General features: G+C 71.2%; 22 protein-coding genes. 17 read left to right on the top strand and 5 right to left on the bottom strand.

Features of this window, described 5'->3' with window-relative positions; translation table 11 throughout:
- The first annotated feature begins 169 nt into the window (after positions 1–169).
- The 13 genes from ACWKZU_RS17395 to ACWKZU_RS17335 all read left to right on the top strand — a co-directional run bounded on the left by ACWKZU_RS17395 (position 170) and on the right by ACWKZU_RS17335 (position 15879).
- Complete coding sequence (locus ACWKZU_RS17395) at positions 170–946, top strand: enoyl-CoA hydratase (protein WP_449283596.1); 777 nt, start codon at positions 170–172, stop codon at positions 944–946.
- A gap of 149 nt (positions 947–1095) precedes the next feature.
- Positions 1096–2151 carry an N-acetyl-gamma-glutamyl-phosphate reductase gene (argC, locus tag ACWKZU_RS17390; RefSeq protein ID WP_449283595.1) on the top strand — a complete coding sequence of 352 codons (1056 nt, stop codon included), beginning with the start codon at positions 1096–1098 and terminating at the stop codon, positions 2149–2151.
- A gap of 115 nt (positions 2152–2266) precedes the next feature.
- Positions 2267–3424, top strand: coding sequence for a bifunctional glutamate N-acetyltransferase/amino-acid acetyltransferase ArgJ (argJ, locus tag ACWKZU_RS17385; RefSeq protein ID WP_449283594.1), 1158 nt, complete (start codon positions 2267–2269; stop codon positions 3422–3424).
- Positions 3425–3466: 42 nt separating this feature from the next.
- A complete protein-coding gene (argB, locus tag ACWKZU_RS17380; RefSeq protein WP_449283593.1) occupies positions 3467–4369 on the top strand; it encodes an acetylglutamate kinase in 903 nt (300 codons plus the stop codon).
- 283 nt (positions 4370–4652) lie between these two features.
- Entirely contained in the window at positions 4653–5981 is a 1329-nt protein-coding gene (locus ACWKZU_RS17375) for an ABC transporter substrate-binding protein (protein WP_449283592.1), read from the top strand.
- 11 nt (positions 5982–5992) lie between these two features.
- The gene (locus ACWKZU_RS17370; protein ID WP_449283591.1) at positions 5993–7348 is read left to right on the top strand and encodes an ABC transporter permease subunit; all 1356 of its coding nucleotides are present in this window, start codon (positions 5993–5995) and stop codon (positions 7346–7348) included.
- On the top strand, positions 7345–8229 hold the full coding sequence (locus ACWKZU_RS17365; protein WP_449283590.1) for a carbohydrate ABC transporter permease: 885 nt from the start codon (positions 7345–7347) through the stop codon (positions 8227–8229). The genes ACWKZU_RS17370 and ACWKZU_RS17365 overlap by 4 nt, the downstream gene beginning before the upstream one ends.
- Before the next feature lie 20 nt (positions 8230–8249).
- The gene (locus tag ACWKZU_RS17360) at positions 8250–8963 is read left to right on the top strand and encodes an HAD family hydrolase (RefSeq protein WP_449283589.1); all 714 of its coding nucleotides are present in this window, start codon (positions 8250–8252) and stop codon (positions 8961–8963) included.
- Positions 8960–11557, top strand: coding sequence for a glycoside hydrolase family 65 protein (locus ACWKZU_RS17355; RefSeq protein ID WP_449283588.1), 2598 nt, complete (start codon positions 8960–8962; stop codon positions 11555–11557). Before ACWKZU_RS17360 ends, ACWKZU_RS17355 begins: the two co-directional genes overlap by 4 nt.
- A 53-nt stretch (positions 11558–11610) precedes the next feature.
- The gene (fdxA, locus tag ACWKZU_RS17350) at positions 11611–11931 is read left to right on the top strand and encodes a ferredoxin (protein WP_449283587.1); all 321 of its coding nucleotides are present in this window, start codon (positions 11611–11613) and stop codon (positions 11929–11931) included.
- Between the two features lie 4 nt (positions 11932–11935).
- Entirely contained in the window at positions 11936–13042 is a 1107-nt protein-coding gene (gene dapC / locus ACWKZU_RS17345) for a succinyldiaminopimelate transaminase (RefSeq protein WP_449283586.1), read from the top strand.
- Positions 13043–13188: 146 nt separating this feature from the next.
- Positions 13189–14487, top strand: coding sequence for a citrate synthase (locus ACWKZU_RS17340; RefSeq protein ID WP_449283585.1), 1299 nt, complete (start codon positions 13189–13191; stop codon positions 14485–14487).
- A gap of 513 nt (positions 14488–15000) precedes the next feature.
- Positions 15001–15879, top strand: a complete 879-nt coding sequence (locus ACWKZU_RS17335) for a hypothetical protein (protein ID WP_449283584.1) — start codon at positions 15001–15003, stop codon at positions 15877–15879.
- 88 nt (positions 15880–15967) lie between these two features.
- On the opposite strand, the gene dapD is transcribed toward ACWKZU_RS17335, so the two are convergent.
- A complete protein-coding gene (gene dapD, locus ACWKZU_RS17330; RefSeq protein WP_449283583.1) occupies positions 15968–16924 on the bottom strand; it encodes a 2,3,4,5-tetrahydropyridine-2,6-dicarboxylate N-succinyltransferase in 957 nt (318 codons plus the stop codon).
- Between the two features lie 88 nt (positions 16925–17012).
- Here dapD and dapE point away from each other — a divergent pair, with 88 nt between their 5' ends.
- On the top strand, positions 17013–18122 hold the full coding sequence (gene dapE, locus ACWKZU_RS17325; RefSeq protein ID WP_449283582.1) for a succinyl-diaminopimelate desuccinylase: 1110 nt from the start codon (positions 17013–17015) through the stop codon (positions 18120–18122).
- Positions 18123–18229: 107 nt separating this feature from the next.
- Positions 18230–18400 (top strand): DUF3117 domain-containing protein, encoded by a 171-nt coding sequence (locus ACWKZU_RS17320; protein ID WP_075200896.1) that lies wholly within the window; start codon positions 18230–18232, stop codon positions 18398–18400.
- Positions 18401–18580: 180 nt separating this feature from the next.
- Here the strand turns inward: ACWKZU_RS17320 and ACWKZU_RS17315 are convergent, their stop codons facing one another.
- The gene (locus tag ACWKZU_RS17315) at positions 18581–19213 is read right to left on the bottom strand and encodes an O-methyltransferase (RefSeq protein WP_449283581.1); all 633 of its coding nucleotides are present in this window, start codon (positions 19211–19213) and stop codon (positions 18581–18583) included.
- 304 nt (positions 19214–19517) lie between these two features.
- Between ACWKZU_RS17315 and ACWKZU_RS17310 the strand changes: the two genes are divergently transcribed.
- The gene (locus ACWKZU_RS17310; protein ID WP_449283580.1) at positions 19518–20000 is read left to right on the top strand and encodes a twin-arginine translocase TatA/TatE family subunit; all 483 of its coding nucleotides are present in this window, start codon (positions 19518–19520) and stop codon (positions 19998–20000) included.
- 15 nt (positions 20001–20015) lie between these two features.
- The gene (locus ACWKZU_RS17305) at positions 20016–21827 is read left to right on the top strand and encodes a putative bifunctional diguanylate cyclase/phosphodiesterase (protein ID WP_449283579.1); all 1812 of its coding nucleotides are present in this window, start codon (positions 20016–20018) and stop codon (positions 21825–21827) included.
- A 16-nt stretch (positions 21828–21843) separates the two neighbouring features.
- Here ACWKZU_RS17305 and ACWKZU_RS17300 read toward each other — a convergent pair whose 3' ends face one another.
- Genes ACWKZU_RS17300 through ACWKZU_RS17290 form a run of 3 tightly spaced genes read right to left on the bottom strand, consistent with a single transcriptional unit; the run spans position 21844 to position 24954 of the window.
- Positions 21844–23010 carry an Mrp/NBP35 family ATP-binding protein gene (locus tag ACWKZU_RS17300; protein WP_449283578.1) on the bottom strand — a complete coding sequence of 389 codons (1167 nt, stop codon included), beginning with the start codon at positions 23008–23010 and terminating at the stop codon, positions 21844–21846.
- Positions 22994–23674: a DUF1003 domain-containing protein gene (locus ACWKZU_RS17295; RefSeq protein ID WP_449283577.1), complete on the bottom strand. Its 681-nt coding sequence runs from the start codon at positions 23672–23674 to the stop codon at positions 22994–22996. Before ACWKZU_RS17295 ends, ACWKZU_RS17300 begins: the two co-directional genes overlap by 17 nt.
- Positions 23671–24954 (bottom strand): magnesium transporter MgtE N-terminal domain-containing protein, encoded by a 1284-nt coding sequence (locus ACWKZU_RS17290; protein WP_449283576.1) that lies wholly within the window; start codon positions 24952–24954, stop codon positions 23671–23673. Before ACWKZU_RS17290 ends, ACWKZU_RS17295 begins: the two co-directional genes overlap by 4 nt.
- Positions 24955–24993: the final 39 nt, after the last annotated feature.

The raw sequence follows: 24993 nt of genomic DNA, 5'->3' as shown, positions 1-24993 counted from the left end.
CGCCGCGCGGCCGAGGTCACCCGTGCGGACGTTCTCCGATCCCGGGAACGGCCGCACGGGTGGCCTCGATGCGCCGTGCGGACGGCCCGCGGGCGCGGGGTGGGAGCGGCGGGCGGGCCGGCACGATAGCGTGGGATCCGGATCCGCACCCGCCGACCGAGGAGCAGCGATGACCGAGTACACCAGCATCATCACCGAGGTGAGGGGGCGCGTCGCCACCGTCACCCTGAACCGCCCGGAGGCCCTGAACGCGCTGAACTCGACGCTCGTGCGCGAGCTCATCGAGGCGGCGCTCGCCTTCGACGCCGACCCCGGTATCGGGGCGATCGTGCTCACCGGCTCGGAGAAGGCGTTCGCGGCGGGCGCGGACATCAAGGAGATGGCCGAGCGCTCCTACGCGGACATGTATCTCGGCGGGCCGTTCCCCGGCTGGGGCGGCTTCGAGCGCATGCGCACGCCGGTGATCGCCGCGGTCGCGGGCTTCGCGCTGGGCGGCGGCTGCGAGCTCGCGATGATGTGCGACATCATCATCGCCGCGGATACGGCGAAGTTCGGGCAGCCCGAGATCAATCTGGGGGTGCTGCCCGGGTTCGGGGGATCGCAGCGCCTGCCGCGCGCGATCGGCAAGTACAAGGCGGCCGAGATGATCCTCACGGGTCGCATGATGGGCGCCGAGGAGGCGGAGCGCAGCGGCCTCGTGTCGCGCGTGGTGCCGGCGGCCGAACTGCTCGCCGAGGCAGCGAGGACGGCAGAGACGATCGCGTCGAAGTCGCTGCCCGCGGTGTACGCGGCCAAGGACGCGCTGCAGGCCGCGCAGGAGATGCCGCTCGCGGAGGGTCTGCGCTTCGAGCGCCAGGCGTTCGCCGCCGCGTTCGCGACCGACGACCAGAAGGAGGGGATGCGCGCCTTCGCGGAGAAGCGCGCCCCCGGGTTCACCCACCGCTAGGCCGTGCCGGGGGATCCTCGATCTCGTGGATTCCGCGACTGCGCGCGGAACGACGAATGGCTTCGTCGTACCGTGGAGTGCGGAAGACGGCTCGGCGAGGTGCCAGAATAGGAGAGTTCTGTGTGCGCGGTCGAGAGCGAGGAGCGTCGATGACCTACAGTGTGGCGGTGGCGGGGGCCAGCGGGTACGCCGGCGGCGAGCTGCTGCGGCTGCTCGCCGCGCACCCCGAGTTCGAGATCCGCACCGTCACGGGGCACTCGAGCGCCGGCCGTCCGCTGGTCGAGTCGCAGCCGCATCTGCGCTCGCTCGCGCACCTGACGCTGCGGGAGACCGCGCCCGAGGTGCTCGACGGCCACGACCTCGTGTTCTTCGCGCTGCCCCACGGCGCCTCCGGGGCGCTCACGGCGCAGCTGACCGACGTGCGCCTCGCCGTCGACTGCGGGGCGGACCACCGTCTCGCGAGCGCCGACGACTGGGCGGCGTTCTACGGCGGCGAGCACCACGAGCCCTGGAGCTACGGGGTGCCCGAGCTGATCGTCGCCTCAGCCGAGGGCGGCAAGCAGCGCGCGAACCTCATCGGGGCGACGCGGATCGCGGCCCCCGGCTGCAACGCGTCGACCGTCGCCCTCTCGCTCGCCCCCGGCATCGCCGCGGGGGTCATCGAGGCGCGGGACCTGGTGAGTGTGCTCGCGGTGGGCCCGAGCGGTGCGGGCAAGGCGGCGAAGACCCACCTGCTCGGCGCCGAGCTCATGGGCACGGCGAATCCGTACGCCGTGGGTGGCACGCACCGGCACATCCCGGAGATCCGTCAGGCACTGCGGGGCGCCGGGGCCGTCGAGGAGCCGAGCATCAGCTTCACCCCGGTGCTGGTGCCCATGAGCCGCGGGATCCTCGCGACCTCGACGGCGCGCATCGCGCCGGGCACGACGGCCGCCGAGGTGCGCGCGGCCTGGGAGCGCGCCTATGCGGAGGAGCCGTTCGTGCAGCTGCTGCCGGAGGGACAGTTCCCGCGCACGGCCGACACGCTCGGCGCGAACACCTGCCTCATGGGGCTCGCCGTCGACGAGGCCGCGGGCCGCGTCGTCGTGTTGGCGGCCCTCGACAACCTCGCCAAGGGCACCGCGGGGGCCGCGATCCAGTCGGCCAACATCGCCCTCGGCCTCCCCGAGACCACCGGACTGTCGGTGAATGGAGTCGCACCGTGATCGGTGTGCACCGCGAAAGGCGGCTTTCGCGGCTGATCCGGGCGAATCGGACGATGTTCTCGCCTTTCGGCGAGAACAGCAGCAGGATCCCGTTGCGGGAATTGGAGGAGCAGCAGTGAGCGTTACCACACCCCGGGGATTCAGGGCCGCCGGCATCGCAGTCGGCCTCAAGAGCACCGGCAAGCCCGACCTCGCGCTCGTCGTCAACGACGGCCACGAGCCCGCGAGCGCGGTCGTCTTCACGAGCAACCGGGCCCAGGCCAACCCGATCCTCTGGAGCCGCAAGGTCGCGCAGAACGGCGCGGCCCGGGCCGTCGTGCTCAACTCGGGCGGAGCCAACTGCTTCACCGGCGATTTCGGGTACGAGACCACGCGCCTCACCGCCGAGGCCGTCGCCGCCGCCCTGGGGGAGGACGACGCCGAACGGATCCTCGTCTGCTCGACGGGACTCATCGGCACGGGGGACCAGGCCTTCCGCGACAAGATCGTGCACAACGTACCGGCGCTCGCCGCGGCGCTCGCGGCCGACGACACCACCGCGCCGGCGGCGATCCTCACCACCGACTCCGTCGAGAAGACCGCGGTGTTCGCGGGCGACGGCTGGAGCATCGGAGCCATGGCGAAGGGCGCGGGCATGCTGGCCCCGGGCCTCGCCACGATGCTCGTGGTGATCACGACCGACGCCCGGCTCGACGACGCGGCGCTGGATCGCGCGCTGCGGCGCGCCACCGCGGTGAGCTTCGACCGGCTCGACAGCGACGGATGCATGTCGACCAACGATCAGGTGACGCTGCTCGCGAGCGGCGCCTCGGGCGTCACGCCCTCCGAGGACGAGTTCGCGCAGGCCCTCGCCGGGGTGTGCGACTCGCTCGCGGCGCAGCTGCAGGCCGACGCCGAGGGCGCCAGCCACGACATCGACATCGAGGTGCGCGGCGCCGCGAGCGAGGCCGACGCCGTCGAGGTGGCCCGTTCGGTGGCGCGCAACAACCTCTTCAAGGCCGCGATCTTCGGCAACGACCCGAACTGGGGGCGCGTGCTCGCCGCGATCGGCACGACCTCGGCCGCATTCGACCCCTACCAGGTCGACGTCTCCTTCAACGGGGTACGGCTGTGCCACGCCGGCGGGCCGGACCGCCCGGTCGAGGAGTGCGACCTCACCCCTCGCCGCACGCGCGTGGAGATCGAGCTCTTCGCCGGGGAGCGGTCGGCCACGGTGCGCACCAACGACCTGACGCACGACTACGTGCACGAGAACAGCGCGTATTCGTCGTAGGCCCCGGTCGGCGACGCGCAGCACGATGAGAGACGGGAACAGATGACCACGACCACGAGGACCCTCGACCACGAGCACGCCGCCCGGAAGGCGCAGGTGCTCATCGAGTCGCTGCCGTGGCTCAAGAAGTTCCGCGACGCGATCATGGTGATCAAGTTCGGCGGCAATGCGATGGTCGACGACGCGCTGCTCACGGCCTTCGCCGAGGACGTCGTGTACCTGCGGCACACCGGCATCCGGCCGGTGGTGGTGCACGGCGGCGGCCCGCAGATCAACGCGATGCTCGCCCGCCTCGGCATCGAGAGCGAGTTCAAGGGCGGCTATCGCGTGACCACGCCCGAGACGATGGACGTCGTGCGCATGGTGCTCACCGGCAAGGTGAACCCCGAGCTGGTCGACGAGATCAACGCCCACGGGCCGCTCGCCGCCGGCACCACGGGCGAGGACGCCGGGCTCTTCGTCGGTCGTCGGCGCCCGCCCGTCGAGGTCGACGGCGAGCTGGTGGATCTCGGCCTCGTCGGCGACGTGATCGACGTGCGGGTGGAGCCCGTGCTCGCGATGCTCGATGCGGGACTGATCCCCGTCGTCTCCTCGATCGCACCCGACGTGGACCGGCCGGGCGATTCCCTCAACGTCAACGCCGACGCCGCGGCCTCGGCGCTCGCGGCCGCGCTGGGGGCCGAGAAGCTCGTCATCCTCACCGACGTCGCGGGCCTCTACGCGGACTGGCCCGATCGCGATTCGCTCGTGTCGTCGATCACCGCCGCGGAACTCGACGAGCTGCTGCCCAGCCTCGAATCGGGCATGATCCCGAAGATGCGGGCGTGCCTCGACGCCGTGCGCGCCGGCGTGTCGAAGGCGGCGATCATCGACGGCCGCGAGCCGCACTCCGTGCTGCTCGAGATCTTCACCGAGCGCGGGATCGGCACCGAGGTCACGCCCTGAGCGCTGCCGATCGGGGAGGGGGGCCGGCACCGTTCGCCGGCCCGTCGGAGACTTCCCGCACAATGCCTCTCCGGCCGCCGTCGAAACTGAGATAACGATCCGGGATCGCTTCAACCCCCTTGATGAGGAGGGGGCGGATTTGTATAGCCTGGAAATCGGGAGCAACGTCGCTTCGCACATCCGCTGATGCGGCATCGCTCCGCCCGCTGCAGGGGCCGGTACGCCCGGAGCCGCACGGGGCCTGTCAATGACGGAATGCTGGATGGAGTGCTTCATGTGTGCGATGGGAATCTCGAGGAGCTCGGGTCGCGGACGGCGACGTCTGGCCACGGCGGCGGCCGGTGCCGCGGCGGTGGCGCTGGCGCTGACGGGATGCGCGTCCGGTGACGGAGGCGGTGGAGGCGGCGACGGCGCCGCCGGAGACGAGTTCTCCGGCGAGACGCTGAACGTCGCGGCCGCCTGGTCGGGCGCCGAGCAGGAGAACTTCGAAGCGGTGCTGGACGAGTTCGAGCAGCGCACCGGTGCGACCGTGAACTACACGAGCTTCGGCGACAACGGCCCGACGTATCTGCAGGGACAGCTCGAGGGCGGCACGCCGCCGAACGTGGCGATCCTCGGCCAGCCGGCGCTCATGCAGTCGCTGGCCTCGGAGGGCGACATCCTCCCGGTCGGCGACGCCGTGAAGTCCGCTGTCGAGGAGAACTACTCCGAGTCGTGGATCGACCTCGGCAGCGTCGACGGCGAGCTCTACGGCGTCTGGTTCAAGGCCGCGAACAAGTCGACGGTCTGGTACAACGCCGACATCTACGACGAAGCCGGCGCGGTGGCTCCCGAGGGCTGGGACGACTTCCTGACCCAGCTGGGCCTGGTGAGCGACGCGGGCTACTCCGGGATCTCGATCGGCGCCGACGTCGGCTGGCCGCTGACGGACTGGTTCGAGAACGTGTACCTGCGCACCGCGGGACCCGAGAAGTACGACCAGCTGACCAACCACGAGATCCCCTGGACCGACGACTCCGTGAAGGAGGCGCTCGAGGTGCTCGCCACGCTGTGGGGCAGCGATCTCGTGCAGCCGGGCGGCGATCAGCGCGACTTCCCGACCAGCGTGACCGAGGTCTTCGGCTCCGACCCGCAGGCCGGCACCGTCTTCGAGGGCGACTTCGTCGCGGGCAACATCGCGGCAGACGGCAACTCGGTGGTCGGCGAGAACGCGCTGTTCTACGACTTCCCGGCCATCGAGGGATCGGCGCCCGCAGTGGTGGGCGGCGGCGACGTCGCGGTGCAGTTCACCGACGACGACGCGACGAATGCGCTCATGGAGTTCCTCGCCTCGCCGGACTCCGCCGAGATCTGGGTGCCCGCCGGCGGGCTCACCTCGCCGAACGGCGGAGTCGACACCTCGCTCTACCCGGATGACATCTCGCGGCAGATCGCCGAGGCGCTCACGGGCGCGGAGGCGTTCCGCTTCGACATGTCCGATCTGACGCCGAGCGCCTTCGGCGGCACCCCCGGTCAGGGGTTCTGGCAGGAGATGATCTCCTTCTACCAGGATCCGAGCGACGTCGACGGCACGGCGCAGCGCCTCGAAGACGCCGCAGCGGCGGCCTACTGACGGGAGCGACCATGAGCCGCACGCTCACGGTCCCCGTGCAGATCCGTGGTCGCGGACGCAGTGTCCGCGGCCACGGCCGTCTGCGGCGGTGGCTGCTCATCGCGGGCTTCCTCGGGCCGGCCCTCGTCGTGCTCGGCGCCCTCGTCGTCTACCCGATCGTCTACACGGTGGTGCGCTCGTTCTTCGACCGGCGGGGCGCCGAGTTCGTGGGGTGGCAGAACTACGTCACGATGTTCACCAACGAGACGACCTTCACCGCGATCCGCAACAACCTCATGTGGGTCGTCGTCGCTCCGGTGACCGTGACCGTCATCGGGCTGATCTTCGCGGTCCTCATCGACAAGCTCGGCTGGAAGACGGTGTTCCGGCTGATCGTGTTCATGCCCATGGCCATCTCGATGCTCGCGGCGGGCGTGATCTTCCGCGGCATGTTCCAGGAGAGCCCGCAGCTGGGCGTCGTGAACGCCGCCATCGTGAGCGTGCAGAGCATCTTCGGGGATCAGTCGAGCTATCCGGGGGCGAAACCGCGCGCCGACGTCGGGATCGAGGCGGAGAGCGGCATCATCGCGTCGAGCGACGCGATACCGGCCGGCCAGACGCAGAACTTCCCGCTCACCGGCATCCGGCAGAGCGCGCTCGCGGAGGACGCCGTCGACGCGCGCGCCCCCGACGCCCCCGCGGACACCGAGATCTCGGGGACCGTCTTCCTCGACGTCGTGCGCGGCGGCGGAGGTGTGAACGGCGAGATCGAGGCGGGCAAGAAGGGGCTCGAGGGCGTGCGCGTCGACGCGGTCGACGCCGACGGTGCGATCCGGGGCTACGCGACCACGGGAGCCGGAGGCACCTTCGTGATCGAGGGGCTCGAGGCCGGCGCGAGCTATCGCGTCGCGCTCCCGGCCGCGAACTTCGACGCCGGCGCCCAGGGGGTCTCCTGGCTCAGCGCCTCGTTCATCAACATCGTCGTGATCCTCGCCTACGTCTGGATCTGGGCCGGCTTCGCGATGGTGATGATCGCATCGGGGCTGTCGGCGATGGATCGCTCGCTGCAGGAGGCCGCGCGCACCGACGGCGCGAACGAGTGGCAGATCTTCACCCGCATCACGGCCCCGCTGCTCGCGCCCGTGCTCATCGTGGTGTTCGTCACGCTCGTCATCAACGTGCTGAAGATATTCGACCTGGTGTACGTGATCCCGCCCGGCGCATCGAAACCGGCGGCCAACGTGATCGCCGTCGAGATGTGGACGGTCTCCTTCGGCGGGGGCAACAACCAGGGGCTCGGATCCGCGCTCGCGATCCTGCTGCTCATCCTGGTGCTGCCGTCGATGATCGTGAACGTCCGTCGATTCAAGGAGGAGCGCAGCCGATGAGTGACGTGATCCCCCCGGCGCAGCGGCGCAAGCCGCGCATCGCCCAGCGCATCGGCCGCTTCGCGACGAGCGGCATCGTCAACGTGATCCTGCTGATCATCGCGGTGTTCTGGCTCGTGCCGACGGTGGGCCTGCTGCTCATCTCGTTCCGCAGCGCCGGCGACAACGCGGCGAGCGGGTGGTGGACCGTGTTCACCAAGCCCGCGGAGCTGACGATCCAGAACTACTCCAACCTGCTGTCGAACCCGACGATCACGGGGTCGTTCTGGAACACCATCGTGATCGCCGTTCCGACGACGATCCTGGTCGTCGCGATCGGCGCCCTCGCCGCCTACGCGTTCGCGTGGCTGCACTTCCCCGGCAGGGACTGGCTGTTCATCGCGGTCATCGTGCTGCTCGCGGTGCCGCTGCAGGTGGCGCTGATCCCGCTCGCCCGGCTCTTCGGCGCGCTCGGCATCTTCGGGAGCGTGGTCGGGGTGATCCTCTTCCACACCGCATTCGGGCTGCCGTTCGCGATCTACCTGCTGCGCAACTTCTTCATCCAGATCCCCGAGGAGATGCTGGAGGCGGCGCGCATCGACGGCGCGAGGGACTGGCGCATCTTCTTCCAGATCATGCTGCCCCTCGCGCTGCCCGCGATCGCGTCGCTGGCGATCTTCCAGTTCCTGTGGACCTGGAACGACATGCTCGTGGCGCTGATCTTCACGAACAGCGACTCCCAGCCGCTCACCGTCGCGATCCAGTCGCAGCTGCGTCAATTCGGTGCGAACATCGATGTGCTCTCGGCGGGGGCGTTCCTGTCGATGCTGGTACCGCTGATAGTGTTTTTCGCGTTCCAGCGATACTTCGTGCAGGCACTGCTGGCGGGATCGCAAAAGTAGTTGTGGGAAGGGCCGATCGCGTGATCGACAGTTACGACGCCTACCTGTTCGATCTCGACGGGGTGCTGACGCCCACCGTCGAGCTGCACCGGCGGGCCTGGGCCGAGACCTTCGACGCGTTCTTCGCGGCGCGAGGCCTCGGCCCGTACCGCGAGGCGGAGTACTTCGCCTCGCTCGACGGGCGCAGCCGCTTCGAAGGGGTGCGCACGCTGCTCGACGCCCGCGGCATCGCGCTCCCGGAGGGCGAGCCGGGCGACGCCGGCCTCGACACCGTCATCGGGATCGGCAACCGCAAGAACAGCGCCTTCACCGAGGTGCTCGAACGGGACGGCATCGCCCCCTACCCGGGATCGCTCCTGCTGCTCGACCGGCTGGCGCGGCTCGCACGGCCGCTCGCGGTCGTGTCGAGCTCGCGCAACGCCGAGGCGGTGCTGCGCGCCGCCGGGCTGCGGGATCGCTTCGCAGCGGTGGTCGACGGCGCGGTCGCGGAGCGCGAGGGACTGCCCGGCAAACCGGAGCCCGACACGTTCCTGCGCGCGGCCGCGCTGCTGGGCACCGCGCCCGAGCGCGCCGTCGTGTTCGAGGACGCGGGATCCGGCGTCGCCGCGGGCCGCGCGGGCGGTTTCGCGCTGGTCGTGGGCGTGGATCGCGGCGCGGGCCATGACGAGCTCGTGGCCGCCGGTGCCGACCTGGTCGTGACCGATCTCGCCGAACTCCTGGAGGTGGACGCGTGAACCCCGAGCTCTTCGACGTGCCGGTGCGGGAGCTGCACCGCGACTTCGGCGAGGATCCCTGGCGCCTCGTGGTGCACGGCCTCGATCCCGAACTCGCCGGGCAGGACGAGACGCTGTTCTCGCTCGGCAACGGCTACCTGGGCCTGCGCGGCAATCACGAGGAGGGGCTGCCGCTCAGCAGCCATGGGACCTTCGTCAACGGCCTGCACGAGACCTGGCGCATCCAGCACGCCGAGAGCGCCTACGGCTTCGCCGAGCACGGGCAGACCCTCGTCAACGCTCCGGACGCGAAGACGATCCGCATCTACGTCGACGACGAGCGGCTCAACCTGGCGTCCTCCGAGATCGTCGACATGCAGCGCATCCTCGATCTGCGCACCGGCACCCTCACGCGGTCGCTGCTGTGGATCACGCCGACCGGGAAACGGGTGCGCGTGGAGACGCGCCGCATGGTGTCGTTCGAGGCGCGGCACATGGCCACCCTCGAGATGCGGGTCACCGTACTCGACGCCGACGCCGATCTCACGGTGTCGAGCCTCATCATCAATCGGCAGGACCTCGGACGGATCCACACCGAGCAGCCCGCCGAGGCCGCCGGCGTCGCCGATCCGCGCAAGTCGGAGCAGCTGACGGAGCGGATCCTGGATGCCGGCCCGGCCCTGCACGACGGCGGCCGCAGCGTGCTCAGCTATCGGGTGCGCAACTCGGGCATGGGGCTCGGGGTGGGCGTCGACCACGTCTTCGACGGGGGCGGGGACGGGGACGGGGACGGATCCTGGGGCGAGAACGGAGCCGGCGACGACGCGGCGAGCGGCTGGCGCACCCGCGTGGAGACCTCGACCGACCGCGTGCGTCACATGTTCCAGGGCGTCGCGCAGCAGGGCAGGACCGTGCGGCTCGTGAAGACGATCACCTACCACTCCTCGGCGACGGCTGGGCTCACCGAGATGATCGACCGCTGCGTGCACACACTGGAGAGCGTCGCCGCCGAGCCGCCCGAGGCCCGGTGGGAAGCGCAGCGCCGTTTCCTCGACGCCTTCTGGGAGCGCAGCGACGTGCGGGTCGAGGCCGAACCCGGCGTGCAGCAGGCCATCCGGTGGAACCTGTTCCAGCTGGCGCAGGCCGCCGCGCGGGCCGACGGCCGCGGGATCGCCGCCAAGGGGCTCACGGGATCGGGGTACAGCGGTCACTACTTCTGGGACTCCGAGGTCTACGCGCTGCCCTTCCTCACGTACACGACGCCGTTCTGGGCGCGCAACGCGCTGCGAGCACGGGAGCGGATGCTGCCCCAGGCGCGACTGCGGGCCGCGATGCTGAACGAGGAGGGCGCGCTGTTCCCGTGGCGCACCATCAACGGCGAGGAGGCGAGCGCCTACTACGCCGCGGGCACGGCGCAGTACCACATCAACGCCGACATCACCTACGCGCTCGCGCGCTACGTCTCGGCGACGGGCGACATCGAGTACCTGCTCTCCGGGGCCTGCGACATCCCGGTGGAGACGGCGCGGCTCTGGACCAGCCTCGGCTTCTGGCGCACCGACATCGACGGTGAGCACCGGTTCCACATCCACGGCGTGACCGGTCCGGACGAGTACACGACGGTGGTCAACGACAACCTCTTCACGAACGTGATGGCGCGGTTCAACCTGCGGTTCGCGGTCGAGATGGTGCGGCGGATCGCGGACGAGGCCCCCGAGCACTACGCGCGCCTGCTGAGCCGGCTGCAGCTGGAACCGGACGAGGTCGACGCGTGGGAGCAGGCGGCCGAGGGCATGTGCGTGCCGTACTCGGAGGAACTGCACGTGCACCCGCAGGACGCGCACTTCCTCGAGCGCGAGATGTGGGATCTCGCCGCGACCCCTCCCGAGCAGAAGCCGCTCCTGCTCCACTTCCACCCGCTCGTCATCTACCGCTTCCAGGTGCTCAAGCAGGCGGACGTGGTGCTCGCCCTGCTCCTGGCGAGCGACGAGTTCACGCGCGAGGAGAAGCGCCGCGACTTCGAGTACTACGACGCGCTGACCACGGGCGACTCGACGCTCTCCGCGGTGGTGCAGTCGATCATCGCCGCGGAGGTCGGGTACCGCGAGCTCGCCTACCGCTACTTCGACCACGCGCTGCGCGTCGACCTCGACGACCTGCACCACAACTCCGCCGACGGGGTGCACGTCGCCTCGTGCGGCGGCGTCTGGATGATGCTGGTGCAGGGCTTCGCGGGGATGCGCGACGCCGGGCGGCGTCTGAGCTTCGATCCGCGCCTGCCCGGGCACTGGGGATCGCTGGGCTTCTCGCTGGCGTGGCGCGAGCGCCGCATCGGGGTGACCCTGGAGCAGTCGCGGATCCGCTTCGAGATGCTCGAGGGGGACCGGCCGGTGACGGTCCAGGTGCGCGGCGAGCAGGTGGAGATCCGGCCCGGAGCGAGTGTCGAGGTGGCGCTCGCGGACCAGGGCGCGGACCTCGGTCCGTTCCGCGGGCTCTCCGCGGGGATCCTGCCACGCGAGGGTGATACCGGGGTGCTGCCCGTGCTGCTGCCCGAGGTGCCGACGGTCACGACCTCCATCCCGACCCTCCCGGCGGAGGCACCCGCCCGAGAGTAGGATGGAGCCGTCTCGGATTCCATCCGACCTCACCCGAGTGAAAGGCGGGCATCGTGACCTATGTGATCGCTCTTCCATGCGTGGACGTGAAGGATCGCGCCTGCGTGGACGAGTGTCCGGTCGACTGCATCTACGAGGGCGAGCGCTCGCTCTACATCCACCCCGACGAGTGCGTCGACTGCGGCGCCTGCGAACCGGTGTGCCCCGTCGAGGCCATCTACTACGAGGACGACCTGCCGAACGAGTGGGCCGACTACTACAAGGCCAACGTGGAGTTCTTCGACGAGATCGGCTCGCCCGGCGGGGCGGCCAAGGTGGGCGTCTACGACTTCGACCACCCGATCATCGCGGCGCTTCCGCCGCAGGGCGAATAAGCGCATGCGGAGGGAACTTCCCGACTATCCCTGGGACGCCATGGCTCCCTACGCCGAGGAGGCCGCGCGCCATCCCGGAGGGGCGCTGAACCTGTCGGTCGGGTCGCCCGTCGACCCCTCGCCGGCGAGCGTGCGGGAGGCCCTCGCCGCCGCCACCGACGCGCACGGGTACCCGGCGACCGCCGGCTCGCCGCCGCTGCGGGAGGCGATCGCCGAGTGGTTCTCGCGCCGCCGGGGCGTGACGGTCGCTCCGAGCGCCGTACTGCCCACCATCGGCTCGAAGGAGCTCGTGGCCCTGATGCCGTTCCTGCTGGGGCTCGGCCCCGGCGAGGCCGTGGTCTTCCCGAGGATCGCCTATCCGAGCTATCAGATCGGGGCGGCGCTCGTGGGCGCCGAGGCGGTGGCGAGCGACGACCCCGCCGAGTGGCCGGAGCACACGCGGCTCGTGTGGCTGAACTCCCCTTCGAACCCCGACGGGCGCGTGATGGATGTCGGAGCCCTGCAGGTCGCGGTCTCCCGCGCCCGCGAGCTCGGCGCGGTGATCATCGGCGACGAGTGCTACGCCGAGTTCGGCTGGGAGGCGCCGTGGGACGCGGAGCCGATCCCGTCGATCCTGGACCCCCGCGTGGTGGGCGACGACCACCGGGGCGTGCTGAGCGCCTACTCCCTGAGCAAGCAGTCGAATCTCGCGGGCTATCGGGCGGCGTTCATCGCGGGCGACGCCGAGCTCATCGCACGCCTGCTGACGGTCCGCAAGCACGCCGGCCTCATGCAGCCGGCACCGGTGCAGGCCGCCATGGTCGCGGCGCTCGGCGACGAGACGCACGTCGACGAGCAGCGCGAGCGATACCGGGCGAGGCGCGGGGTGCTGCGCCCGGCCCTCGAGGCCGCGGGGTACCGCGTCGACGGCAGCGAGGCGGGCCTCTACCTGTGGGCGACGCGGGGGAGCGACGCCTGGGAGAGCGTGGCGGAGTTCGCGCGGCTCGGGATCGTGGTGGGCCCGGGGCACTTCTACGGCGACCACTCGCCGCAGCACGTGCGGCTGGCGCTCACCGCGAGCGACGAGGCGATCGCGGCGGCCGCCGATCGTCTGCGGCGCTCGGCCTCCTGAATCGCATTTCGCTCGACGTCAAGATACTCTAGGGGGCGTGCCCCGCAGAACCGCGGTGCGAGTCGGCCCTCCCGGAGCCGATAAGGTGGAAGAGTGGCCGCGTCATATCCGACGCCCGGCCAGCAACAGACCCACGAGGAGACGACGTGACCGAATCGACTCAGAGCCAGGGCCCGGCCGCGGCGCAGCTGACATTTCCCGGCGGATCCGCCGAGCTGCCGATCGTGGAGGCCGTCGACGGTCACTCGGCCATCGACGTGAGCGCGCTCACCCGGCAGAGCGGCTACACGGCTCTCGACTACGGCTTCGTCAACACCGCCTCGACGAAGTCGTCGATCACCTACATCGACGGCGAGCAGGGCATCCTGCGCTACCGCGGATACCCCATCGAGGAGCTCGCGCAGCACTCGACCTTCCTCGAGGTCGCCTATCTGCTCATCTACGGCGAGCTGCCGACCGCCGACGAGCTCGCGGCCTTCGACGACGAGATCCGCCGCCACACGCTGCTCCACGAGGACATGCGCTACTACTTCGAGGGCGTTCCCCACACCGCGCACCCCATGGCGGTGCTGTCGGGCGGCCTGCAGACCATGTCGACCTACTACGAGAGCTCACTCGACACCACCGTGCCGGAGTTCGTCGAGGTCAACACGATCCGCCTGCTGGCGAAGCTCCCCGTGCTCGCGGCGTACGCGCACAAGAAGTCGATCGGCCAGGCGTTCCTGTACCCGGACAACGACCTCAACTTCGTCGAGAACTTCCTGCGACTCAACTTCGGCAACAAGGCCGAGAAGTACGTGATGAACCCCGTGCTCGTCGACGCGCTCGACAAGCTCCTCATCCTCCACGCCGACCACGAGCAGAACGCCTCGACGTCGACCGTGCGCCTCGTCGGCTCCACCGGCGCCAACATGTTCTCCTCGATCTCGGCCGGCATCAACGCCCTCTCGGGGCCCCTGCACGGGGGCGCGAACGAGGCCGTGCTCGACATGCTCGCGCAGATCCGCGACTCGGGCCAGAGCGTCGAGACCTTCGTCGAGAAGGTGAAGCGCAAGGAGGACGGGGTGAAGCTCATGGGCTTCGGGCACCGCGTCTACAAGAACTACGACCCGCGCGCCCGCATCGTCAAGGAGAGCGCGGCGCGGGTGCTCGAGGAGCTGGGCGTCAACGACCCGCTGCTCGGCCTCGCGCAGGAGCTCGAGCAGATCGCCCTCGAGGACGACTACTTCAAGGAGCGCAAGCTCTACCCGAACGTCGACTTCTACACCGGCGTCATCTACAAGGCCATGGGCTTCCCCACGCGCATGTTCACCGTGCTGTTCGCGATCGGCCGGCTGCCCGGCTGGATCGCCCAGTGGCGCGAGGCGCGCCTCGATCCCCAGACGAAGATCGGCCGGCCGCAGCAGCTCTACATCGGCTCGGGGGAGCGACACCTGGGCCGCTAGAGGTCCGCGGCGCGGGTGACCCCGCCGTCCTGACGCTTCGCCGTCCAGCCAGCGGTCCTGCCGCCCCGCCGTCCTGCCGCTTCGCCGTCCAGCCAGCGGTCCTGCCGCCCTGCGGTCCCGCCCCTTCGCCAACAACCTCCGAGCGTCCTCCGCCCCGAATTCCTCTTCGCGCGCCAGTTGTTGTCACCAAACCTCGGGTGAGGCGACAACAACTGGCGCGCGAAGTCGTGTTCCGGTCGCGATCGGTCGTGAGCGGTGCGTGCTCGCGAGCGGAGAGCGCTAGGACCGGGGGTTCTGCCTGTGGAAAGCGTCTGCGAGCGAGACCGGGACGGGCAGGCTGTACGCATGCCGACTCCCGCCTCGCCGCTCCCGCCCCGCCTCCCCGAGCTGTTCTCGGTGGCTTCCGCTGTGGAAGCGGGAGTGACACCGACCCGGCTGCGGGCCGCGGACCTGAGCGCGCCGAGGAGAGGAGTTCGGGCGCGGGGCGACCTCGCGGCGGTCCCGGATCCGGCCGTGCGTGCCGGGGATCGCGCGGATCCGGATCCGGATCCGGACCGGTACGAACTCGAGCGCGGCGAGGAGCTGCGTCGGATCCGCGAGTTCGCGCAGGTGATGACCCCGCGCCAGTTCTTCAGCCATCGCAGCGCCGCGCTCCTCTGGGGCGCCCCGGTTCCGTATCAGCCCGGTGCTCCGGTGCACGCGAGCGTACTGCGCCCGGTGCGGTCGCCGCGCGCCGTCGGAGTCGTGGGGCACGGGCTCACCGGAGCGTCCTGCGCGGTCACCGGGCGCGACGGCATGCGCCTGACGACGCCCGCCTGCACCTGGGTCCAATCGGCGGACCTGCCGATTCCCGATCTCGTCGCGCTCGGAGACTTCTTCGTGCGTCGCTACCGGACGGGTCACGGACGTCCCGACGCGGGGCGCCCGCCGCTCGCGACGATCGGTGATCTCCACGAGGCGACGACCGCCGGTCGCCGACGCGGACGCGGACGACTCACGCAGGCGCTGGCACTGGTGCGGGAGGACTCGTGGTCGCCGCGGGAATCGATGACTCGGCTGGTGCTGGTCGAGGCGGGGCTGCCGGAGCCGGAGCTGAATGGCGACGTCTGCGACGCTCGCGGAGTCTTCCTCGCCTGCATCGACCTGCTGTATCGGAGCTACCGGGTGGGCATCGAGTACCAGGGCGAGGGGCACCGTGAGCGGTACGCGAGCGATGTCGAGCGTCTCGACGCCCTCCGGGCGGACGGCTGGGAGATGGTCGAGGTGACGAAGACGCTCTCCCGTCGTCCCGGCGAGGTCGCCGCCCGGGTGGAGCGCGCGCTGCGTCGGCGCGGTTGGCCGGGCACCCCGCTCACCCCTGGCACCGCGGACGGAGACTTCGCGCGCCAGTAGTTGTCGCCCGAACCGCGGTGAGGCGACAACTACTGACGCGCGAGAAGATGGGGGCCGGACGTCGAGGGGCGGCCCGTCCCGACAGGGATCAGGCGTGCAGCGCGGCGTTGAGCTCGATGCCCGAGCCCTCGCGCGGCAGCGCCTCCACGGCGCCGGTCGTGGAGTTGCGGCGGAAGAGCAGCTTCGGCAGACCCGAGAGCTCGAGCGCCTTCACCTCGATCGGCTCGCCCGCCGAGTCGGAGGTGCCCTTCGGCAGCACGACCTTGGTGCCGGCGGTCACGTAGAGGCCGGCCTCCACGACGCTGTCGTCGCCGAGGGAGATGCCGATCCCGGAGTTCGCGCCGAGCAGCGCGCGCTCGCCGATCGTGATGCGCTGCGTGCCGCCGCCCGAGAGCGTGCCCATGATCGAGGCCCCGCCGCCGATGTCCGACCCGTCGCCGACCAGCACGCCCTGCGAGACGCGCCCCTCGACCATCGATGCGCCCAGTGTTCCGGCGTTGAAGTTGACGAAGCCCTCGTGCATGACGGTGGTGCCCGGCGCGAGGTGCGCTCCGAGCCGCACGCGCGAGGCGTCGGCGATGCGCACGCCCTGGGGCACCACGTAGTCGGTGAGCCGCGGGAACTTGTCCAGGCCGACCGCGGTGATCCCGGCGCGCTTGAGCCGCGGCAGCCGGGCCGCGTAGTCCTCGGGGAGCATGGGCCCGGCGGTGGTCCAGGCCACGTTGGGCAGCTGGCCGAAGACGCCGTCGAGATTGATCGAATTGGGGAGCACGAGGCAGTGCGACAGCAGGTGCAGCCGGAGGTACGCGTCCTCGGTGGAGGCCGGGGGCGCGTCGAGGTCGATCTCGATGTTCACGGGCCGCAGTTCGACGCCGCGGTGCTCGTCCGCACCGGCGAGGCCCTCCAGCTCGGCGGGAGCGATCCAGGGATCGCGATCCTCGGGGCGTCGGCCCAGCTGCGGGGCGGGGAACCAGGCGTCGAGAACGGTGCCGTTCGACGCGATCGTGGAGATGCCGGCGGACCAGGCGAAGCGCGTTGCAGTCATGGCCTCTATCGTATCGCGGCGGGCGGGCCCGGGGCGTCGCGCCCCGGCGGGCGGCGGGCGGACCGGAGGGTGCTCTAGGCTGGATCGGGTGAGCATCCCAGCGCCTCTTCTCCTGGACATCGCAGCCGGCCCGGTCGAGCTGACCCGGCAGCTGTGCGACATCCCCTCCGTCTCGGGCGACGAGCGTGCGGTCGCCGACGCGGTCGAGGCCGCGCTGCGGGCGCACGCCCCGCACCTGCGGGTGGTGCGCGACGGCGACACGATCGTCGCCCGCACCGAGCTGGGGCGCGCCGAGCGGGTGGCGATCGCCGGTCATCTCGACACGGTGCCGATCAACCGCAACCTGCCGGTGCGCGATGAGATCGACGCGGAGACCGGCGAGGCCATGATCCGGGGCCGCGGCACCGTCGACATGAAGGCGGGCGTCGCGGTGCAGCTGGCGCTCGCGGTCGAGCTGACCGACCCGGCGGTCGACCTCACCTGGGTCTGGTACGACCACGAGGAGGTCGCGTCGAACCTGAGCGGGCTGGGGCGCGCGATGCGCAACCACCCGGAGCTCTTCGCCGCCGATTTCGCGATCCTCGGGGAGCCGTCGAACGGCACCATCGAGGGCGGGTGCAACGGCACGCTGCGGGCCCGCGTGACGATGCGGGGCCGTCGCGCGCACTCGGCGCGCGGCTGGATGGGCGTGAACGCGATCCATCGCGCCGGCGAGCTGCTGCAGCGGCTCGCCGCGTACGAGGCGGAGCGGGTCGTGGTCGACGGGCTCGAGTACCGCGAGGGGCTGAACGCCGTGCACGTCGAGGGGGGCGTGGCGGGCAACGTGATCCCGGATCACTGCTCCATCGAGGTCAACTACCGCTTCGCTCCGAGCCGTTCGGGCGAGGAGGCCGCTGCGTTCGTCCGCGACTTCTTCGCCGACGCCGACGAGGTGGAGATCGTGGATCTCGCGCCCGGCGCCCGGCCCGGCCTCGACGATCCGCTCGCGCGGCGCTTCGTCGCCGCGGTCGGGGTCGAACCCACCGCGAAGTTCGGCTGGACCGATGTCTCCCGGTTCTCCGCGCTCGGCATCCCCGCCGTCAACTTCGGGCCGGGCGACGCCCTGCTGGCGCACGCCGACGACGAGCGCGTGCCCGTCTCGCAGATCGAGTTCACGGCCGCGGCTCTGCGCGCCTGGCTGACGGACCGCGGGGCCTGAGCGGGCCGGGCACCTGAATTCTGCGTAACGCGGGGGCGGCGAGTTCGCTCTCACCCGCGCTCGCCCGATAAAATAGGCGTGAAACACCAATTCTGCGAGGAGGCGTCATGGCTGCAATGAAACCGAGGACTGGGGACGGACCCATGGAGGCGGTGCGCGAGAGCCGACTGATCGTCGTGCGGGTGCCGCTCGAGGGCGGTGGACGCCTCGTGGTGTCGGTCAACGACCAGGAAGCGGCTGAACTGCGCGACGTGCTCGCCGCAGTGCTCGACGGCTGATCGAGCCGCCCGGTGCCGGCGTCCGTATCGCGATACGAGCGCCGGGCCCTGCAGCCGTCGAGTGCCGCAGGCGCTGATCACCGAGGTGCCCGAGCTTGCGCGCCGGAGGGCGGCAGCGCGAAGCCCCCGGCAGGATCCAGGATCCCGTCGGGGGCTTCGCCGTGTCTCGTCGGCGCCGGTTCAGCCGTCGAGCCGCACGAGGGTGAGCACGCCGTCGCCCGCGGGCGAGAGCACCGGGGCGATGGCGGGCGACTCCGCGACGAGGGCGAGCAGATCCCGGCAGGCGAGGGTGGCCTCGTCGCGTGCGGCGGGATCCGGCACCCGGCCGTGCGCGAACGCACCGGGCACGACGATGCAGCCGCCCGGGCGGACGATGTTGAGCGCGTGCTCGAAGAGCTCGAGCAGCTGGCCGGGCTCCGCGTCGAGCAGCACGAGGTCGTAGGCGCCCAGGTTGAGCCGGGGCATCACATGCCGCGCGTCGCCCTCGATGAGCCGCAGGCGCGAGGCGGGGATCCCGGCATCCGCGAAGACCGACTTCGCCTCGCGCAGGTGCTCCGGCTCGATCTCGATGGAGGTGAGCGTGGCCTCCTGGGCGTAGCGCAGCAGGGACAGGCCGCTGACGCCGACGCCGGTGCCGACCTCGCACACGGTCTTCGCTCGGGCCAGCACGGTCAGCGCCGAGAGCTGCGCCCCGATCGAGCGGCTGACGGGCTCGATGCCGAGCTCCAGCGACAGGCGCCGTGCGCGCACGAGGGCGTCGGTCTCACCGGGATACTGCTCGGCGTACTGCCAGTTGCGTTCGAGCTTGCTCACGTTCTCCTCCGAGGGGTCGCAACCCCGGGCGGGTTGCTCGGGTGGGGCGGTTCCGGGCCGGGGCCCGGGTGCGGGGTTCCGGATCCGGGCCCCGCGCTCTTCCTCTAGCGTAGATGCCGCGCGCTACTCCGGGCGGTCACCACGCGCTATCGGGCGAAGCGGGAGCGGCGCGGACCCGATCCGATCGCGCCGGAGGCAGCGGCGTCGTCGGCGACGATCACGCGTGCCGCGCGGATCGTCCCGCGCGAGATCGCCATCGCGGCGGTCCGCCGTTGCGGCCGCGAACGAGTAGCATGGGGGAGTGATGGGCCTCACGATAGACAAGATCCTGGTGATCATGGTGATCGCCATGTTCGTGCTGGGCCCGGACCGGCTGCCGATCTACGCCAAGAAGCTCGGCGAGCTCGTGCGCAGCATCAAGCGCATGACCGAGGGGGCCAAGGATCGTCTGCGCGACGAGATGGGCCCCGAGTTCGACGAGGTCGACTGGAAGCAGCTCGACCCGCGCCAGTACGATCCCCGGCGCATCATCCGCGACGCCCTGGTCGAGGATGAGCGCGAGGCGCGCCTGGCCGCACGCCGCGAACGCGCCTCCGAGGCCGCGGCACGACGCGCGTCGGCCGCCGAGGGCGCCGGTGCCGGTGCCGGCGTCGTCGCCGCAGCCGCAGGTACCGCAGCCGCCGCCACGAGCACCGCGGCCGGTGCGAACGAACCGTCCCTCGCCGGCACCGCCGAGGGTGCTGTCCCGGAGACCCTGCGCACGCGCTTCGACGACGAAGCGACGTAGCGGGAGGACTGCCGCATGCATACGCCGGAGCCGGATTCCCCGCCCGCGGGGGAGCCGGAGCGGGTCGACTCCGTCGCCGCCCTCGACCGCGGGATCGACCAGATCCTGGACGCGCTGAGCACCTACTCGATCATCGCGATCACCGACCGCGACGGGATCATCCAGCACGTCAACGACCGCTTCTGCGAGATCTCGAAGTACAGCCGCGAGGAGCTCGTCGGGCGCACGCACCGCGTCGTCCACTCCGGACGGCACTCGCGCGAGTTCTTCCGGGAGATGTGGCGGGTCATCGGCGGGGGCCAGGTCTGGACGGGCGAGATCTGCAATCGTGCCAAGGACGGCGTCGAGTACTGGGTGGACACCACCATCATCCCGCTGTGCGACGAGCACGGCCGGCCGGAGCGCTATCTGGCGATCCGCACCGAGGCGACGCAGCGGCATCTCGCCGAGGACGAGGCCCGGCAGCTGGCGCACTTCGACGGGTCGACGGGGCTCGCCAACCGCGGCTCGATGCTGCGTGTCGTGGAGCGGACGCTCGCGACGCAACCGCTCGGGGAGTTCTGCGCCTACGTCTCCTTCAGCGTCGACGAGCTGTCGGCGGTCAACGACGCCTTCGGGTACGAGGCGGGCGACCTGCTGCTGCGCGACGCGGCCGCGGGCCTGCGCGGAATCGAGCGGGAGGGGCTCCTGGCCGCCCGGATGGGATCCAACACCTTCGGCGTGCTGCTGACGGGACTGGGGGACGAGCAGCGCCTGGCGGAGTCCCGCTGCCTGGACGCCGTCGACCAGGTGCTCTCCACGATCAACGGCGCCTCCGACCTGCCCTCGGGGATGGTGCTCGACGTCTCGGCCAGCCTCGGGTTCGTGCTCTGGGCGCGACCGGGCACGCGGGCTGCGTCGGGCGAGCCCGACACCCCGCTCGGAGACTGCCCGCTCGACGACTACATCGAGTCGGACGACTCTGCGGAGATCATCAAGTGCGCCGATGTGGCGCGCAAGCGGGCCCGGCGCGCGGGCGGACAGGTCCGGGTGCGCCGATTCCGTCAGCGCATGCTCGACGAGGCACAGGAGCGGGTGCGCCTCTTCTCCGAGCTGCGCCGCGGCATCGAGAAGGGGGAGCTCCGGCTCTTCGCGCAGCCCATCGTCGATCGGGATCGCCGGGTGATCGGGGAGGAGGGCTTGATCCGCTGGGTCAGCCCTGAGCGCGGACTCGTCATGCCCGACGCCTTCATCCCGCTCGCCGAGCAGACCGGCCTCATCATCGAGATCGGCGATTGGGTGCTGGAGGAGGCCTGCCGGGTGCTGACCTCCTGGAACGGCGATCCCGACCGCCGCGGCCTGACCTTCTCGATCAATCTGAGCGAGCGCCAGCTGCGCGCGGACGACTTCGCGGAGCGCGTGCATCGGATCCTCGCGCGCCACGAGATCTCGCCCGGGCTGCTGAAGTTCGAGCTGACCGAGAGCGTGCTGCACACGGATCTGGACCGCACGATCCGCATGCTGGGGCTGCTGCGCGCCGAGGGTGTGCTCGCCTCGCTCGACGACTTCGGCACCGGCTACTCGTCGCTGAGCTACCTCCGCCGCCTGCCGGTGCAGCAGCTCAAGATCGACCGTTCGTTCGTGTCCTCAGTGGTCGACGACGCGCACACGGCCGCGATCACGCAGACGATCGTGCAGTTGGGGCGCACCTTCGGCCTGCAGGTCGTCGCCGAGGGCGTGGAGACCGACGCGCAGTTCGAGGCGCTCTGCGAGCTGGGCGTCGACGCGTTCCAGGGCTACCTCTTCGCGAGGCCGAGGCCGGTCTCCGAGACCCTGACCGCGCTCTAGGCGGAATTCCGCGGACTCAGCGCGGCGCGATCCCCAGCGGCCTGCCCGCGAGACCGCGGCCGAGATCCGCGACGCGGCGCGCCACGCGCAGCACCTCGGCGGCGGCCGGATCCGCCGGATCGCCGAGGACTGCCGGCTCGCCGCGGTCCCCGGCCTCCCTGAAGGGCGGGCTCAGCGGCACGCTGCCCAGCAGAGGGATCTCCTCCGGCTCCTCCCCGTCCGCGGGCGCCGCGCTCAGCCGATCGGCGACCAGCCGGCCCCCGCCGCTGCCGAACACGTCCAGCACCGTGCCGTCGGACTGCACGAGCCCGGCCATGTTCTCGACGACTCCGATGACCCGCTGCCCCGTCTGCCTGGCCACGAGCGCACTGCGCACCGCGACATCGGCGGCGGCCTCCTGGGGGGTGGTCACCACGAGCACCTCTGCCTGGGGCAGCAGCTGACCCACGCTGATCGCGATGTCGCCCGTGCCGGGCGGCAGGTCGAGCAGCAGCACGTCGAGATCGCCGAACCAGACGTCGCGCAGGAACTGCTCGATCGTGCGATGCAGCATGGGGCCGCGCCAGGAGACGGCGGTGCTGCGCGGATCGGCCTCCCCGAGGAACATGCCGATCGAGATCACCTTCACGCCGAACGCCACCGGCGGCAGGATCATATCGTCGACCCGAGTGGGCTGCTCCGTGCGGCCGTCGCGGCTGAGACCGAGGATGCCCGGGATGGAGAAACCGAACACGTCGGCGTCGACGAGACCGACCGAGAGGCCCTCCGCGGCCATCGCCACCGCCAGGCCCGCGGTGATCGAGGACTTGCCGACCCCGCCCTTGCCGCTCGTCACCGCGATGACGCGGGTCAGCGAGTCGGGCCCGAACTGCTGCGGGCGGGATCCGCGGTTCCCGCGCACCCGCTCGATGAACGCACGGCGCTCATCGGGAGTCATCACGCCGACGTGCACCACGGCCTCCGATACGCCGATGGCGCCGCGGGCCGCGGCGAGCACGTCGGCCTCGATGCGCCGGGCGGCCGGGCAGCCGGCGATGGTGAGCAGGATCGACACCTCGGCGCGACCCGCCACGTCCACGTCGACCCCCTGCACCATGCCCAGCTCGGTGATGGGGCGGAGGATCTCGGGGTCGCGAACGCGCTCGAGCGCCGCCCAGACGGCCCGCTCAGCGCCGGTCGTCATCCGGCTTCTCTCCGGGGGATCGCGGCGCGGCCTCGGGCTGCGCGTCGGCCGCGGATCGCGGCTCCGTCTCGGGCCGCGGCTCAGCAGCGGGGCTCGCAGCGGCCTCCCGCCGTTCCTCGGCCTCCCGCAGTTCGTCGGCCTCGCGCTGCTCCTCGGCGAGATCCGCGAGCAGCGCCCGCAGCTCCGCGCGGACGAAGTCGCGGTCGGGCAGATCCTTGATGGCGAGCCTCAGCGCGACGACCTCGCGGGCGAGGAACTCGGTGTCGGCGAGGTTGCGCTCGGCGCGCTGGCGGTCCTGCTCGATCTGCACGCGATCGCGGTCGTCCTGACGATTCTGCGCGAGCAGGATCAGGGGCGCGGCGTAGGAGGCCTGGAGCGACAGGATCAGCGTGAGCGCGGTGAACCCGAGCGCGGCGCTGTCGAAGCGCCACGGCTCGGGAGAAGCGGTGTTCCAGATGAGCCAGACCACGCAGAACGCGGTGAGCACGAGCAGGAACCAGGGGGTGCCCATGCCGCGGGCGATGCCCTCGCTCCAGCGGCCGAACCGCTCGTTGCCCGCCAAGCGGCGGTCTCCGGCGGCTTCGGGCGCACGCGCGGCCCGCCCGCTCGCGGTGCGGGGCGCATCGAGGCCCGGATCGCGCCTGAAGCGCTTGAAGAGGCTCATCGGGCCGTTCCCCGTCCGGCCGTGCTCGCGGGTTCGTCATCGGCGTGGCGCCAGTCGTCGGGCAGGAGGTGATCGAGCACGTCGTCGACGGTGACCACACCCACGAGGTGGTTCTGCTCGTCGACGACGGGCATGGCGACCAGGTCGTAGCTCGCGAGCCGGCGCGACACCTCGGCGGCGCTCGCCCCCACCGTCACCGGTTCGATCTCGGTGTCGATCAGCGCGACGAGGCGCTCGTGCGGGGGGAAGCGCAGCATGCGCTGGAAGTGCGCCATGCCGATGTACTCGCCCGTGGGCGTTTCGTAGGGCGGGTGGGTCACGTAGACCGCCGAGGCCATGGCGGGCGGGATCTCGGCGCGGCGGATCATCGCGAGCCCCTCGGCGACGCTCGACTCGCCCGAGAGCACGATCGGGGCCGGGCTCATGAGCCCGCCCGCGGTGTCGGCGTCGTACTCGAGCAGGCGGCGCACGTCCTCGGCCTCCTCGGGCTCCATGAGGTCGAGGAGCTCCTCGCCCTTCGCCGCCGGCAGCGCCGAGATGAGGTCGGCCGCGTCGTCCGGCTCCATGCGATCGAGCACGTCGGCGGTGCGGTCGGAGGGCAGCTGGGCGAGCAGCGCGAGCTGATCCTGCTCGCTCATCTCCTCGAGTGCGTCGGCCACGCGCTCGTCGGGCAATTCGCCGATCACCTCGAGCATGCGATGCTGGGGCAGCTCGAGCAGCGCCTCGGCCAGGTCGGCGGGCTTCAGATCCACCATCGTCTGGATGAGCAGCTCCGCGGACTGGGAGCCGGCGCCCGCGCTCGGCCAGCGCAACTCCGACCAGCGCACGATGCGCGAGTCGCCGCGGCTGAACGGCGCGGCGGGCTTGGGCAGGCGCACGAACACCTCGGAGACGAGCCACTCGCCGGAGCGGCTGCGTTCGATCGCGGCGTCCTCGATGCGCGCGGTGGCGACCGGGCCGCCCGGCTGCTCGGGGGCGAGCTGCACATCGCGGCCGATGAGCTCAGCGATCATGCGGGTCTCGCCACCGCGCTGCTCGAAGCGGCGCACGTTGATGAGGCCTGTCGTGATGACCTGGCCCGATCCGATCGAGGTGACGCGCCCGATCGGCACGAACACCCGGCGTTTGCCCGGGATCTCGACGATCAGTCCGACCACGCGCGGCGCAGCCGCCGATCTGAAGACGACCAGCACATCGCGCACCTTGCCGATCCGGTCGCCGACCGGATCGAACACACCGCGCCCGGCGAGGCGCCCGACGAAGACCCTCGAAACACTCACACCACTACGCTACTCCTCCCAGGTGCGCCGCGGCGACGG

It is taken from the genome of Leucobacter sp., assembly GCF_053528595.1.
The sequence above is the reverse complement of the archived record's forward strand: the minus strand, read 5'-3'. Positions and strand labels throughout refer to the sequence as shown.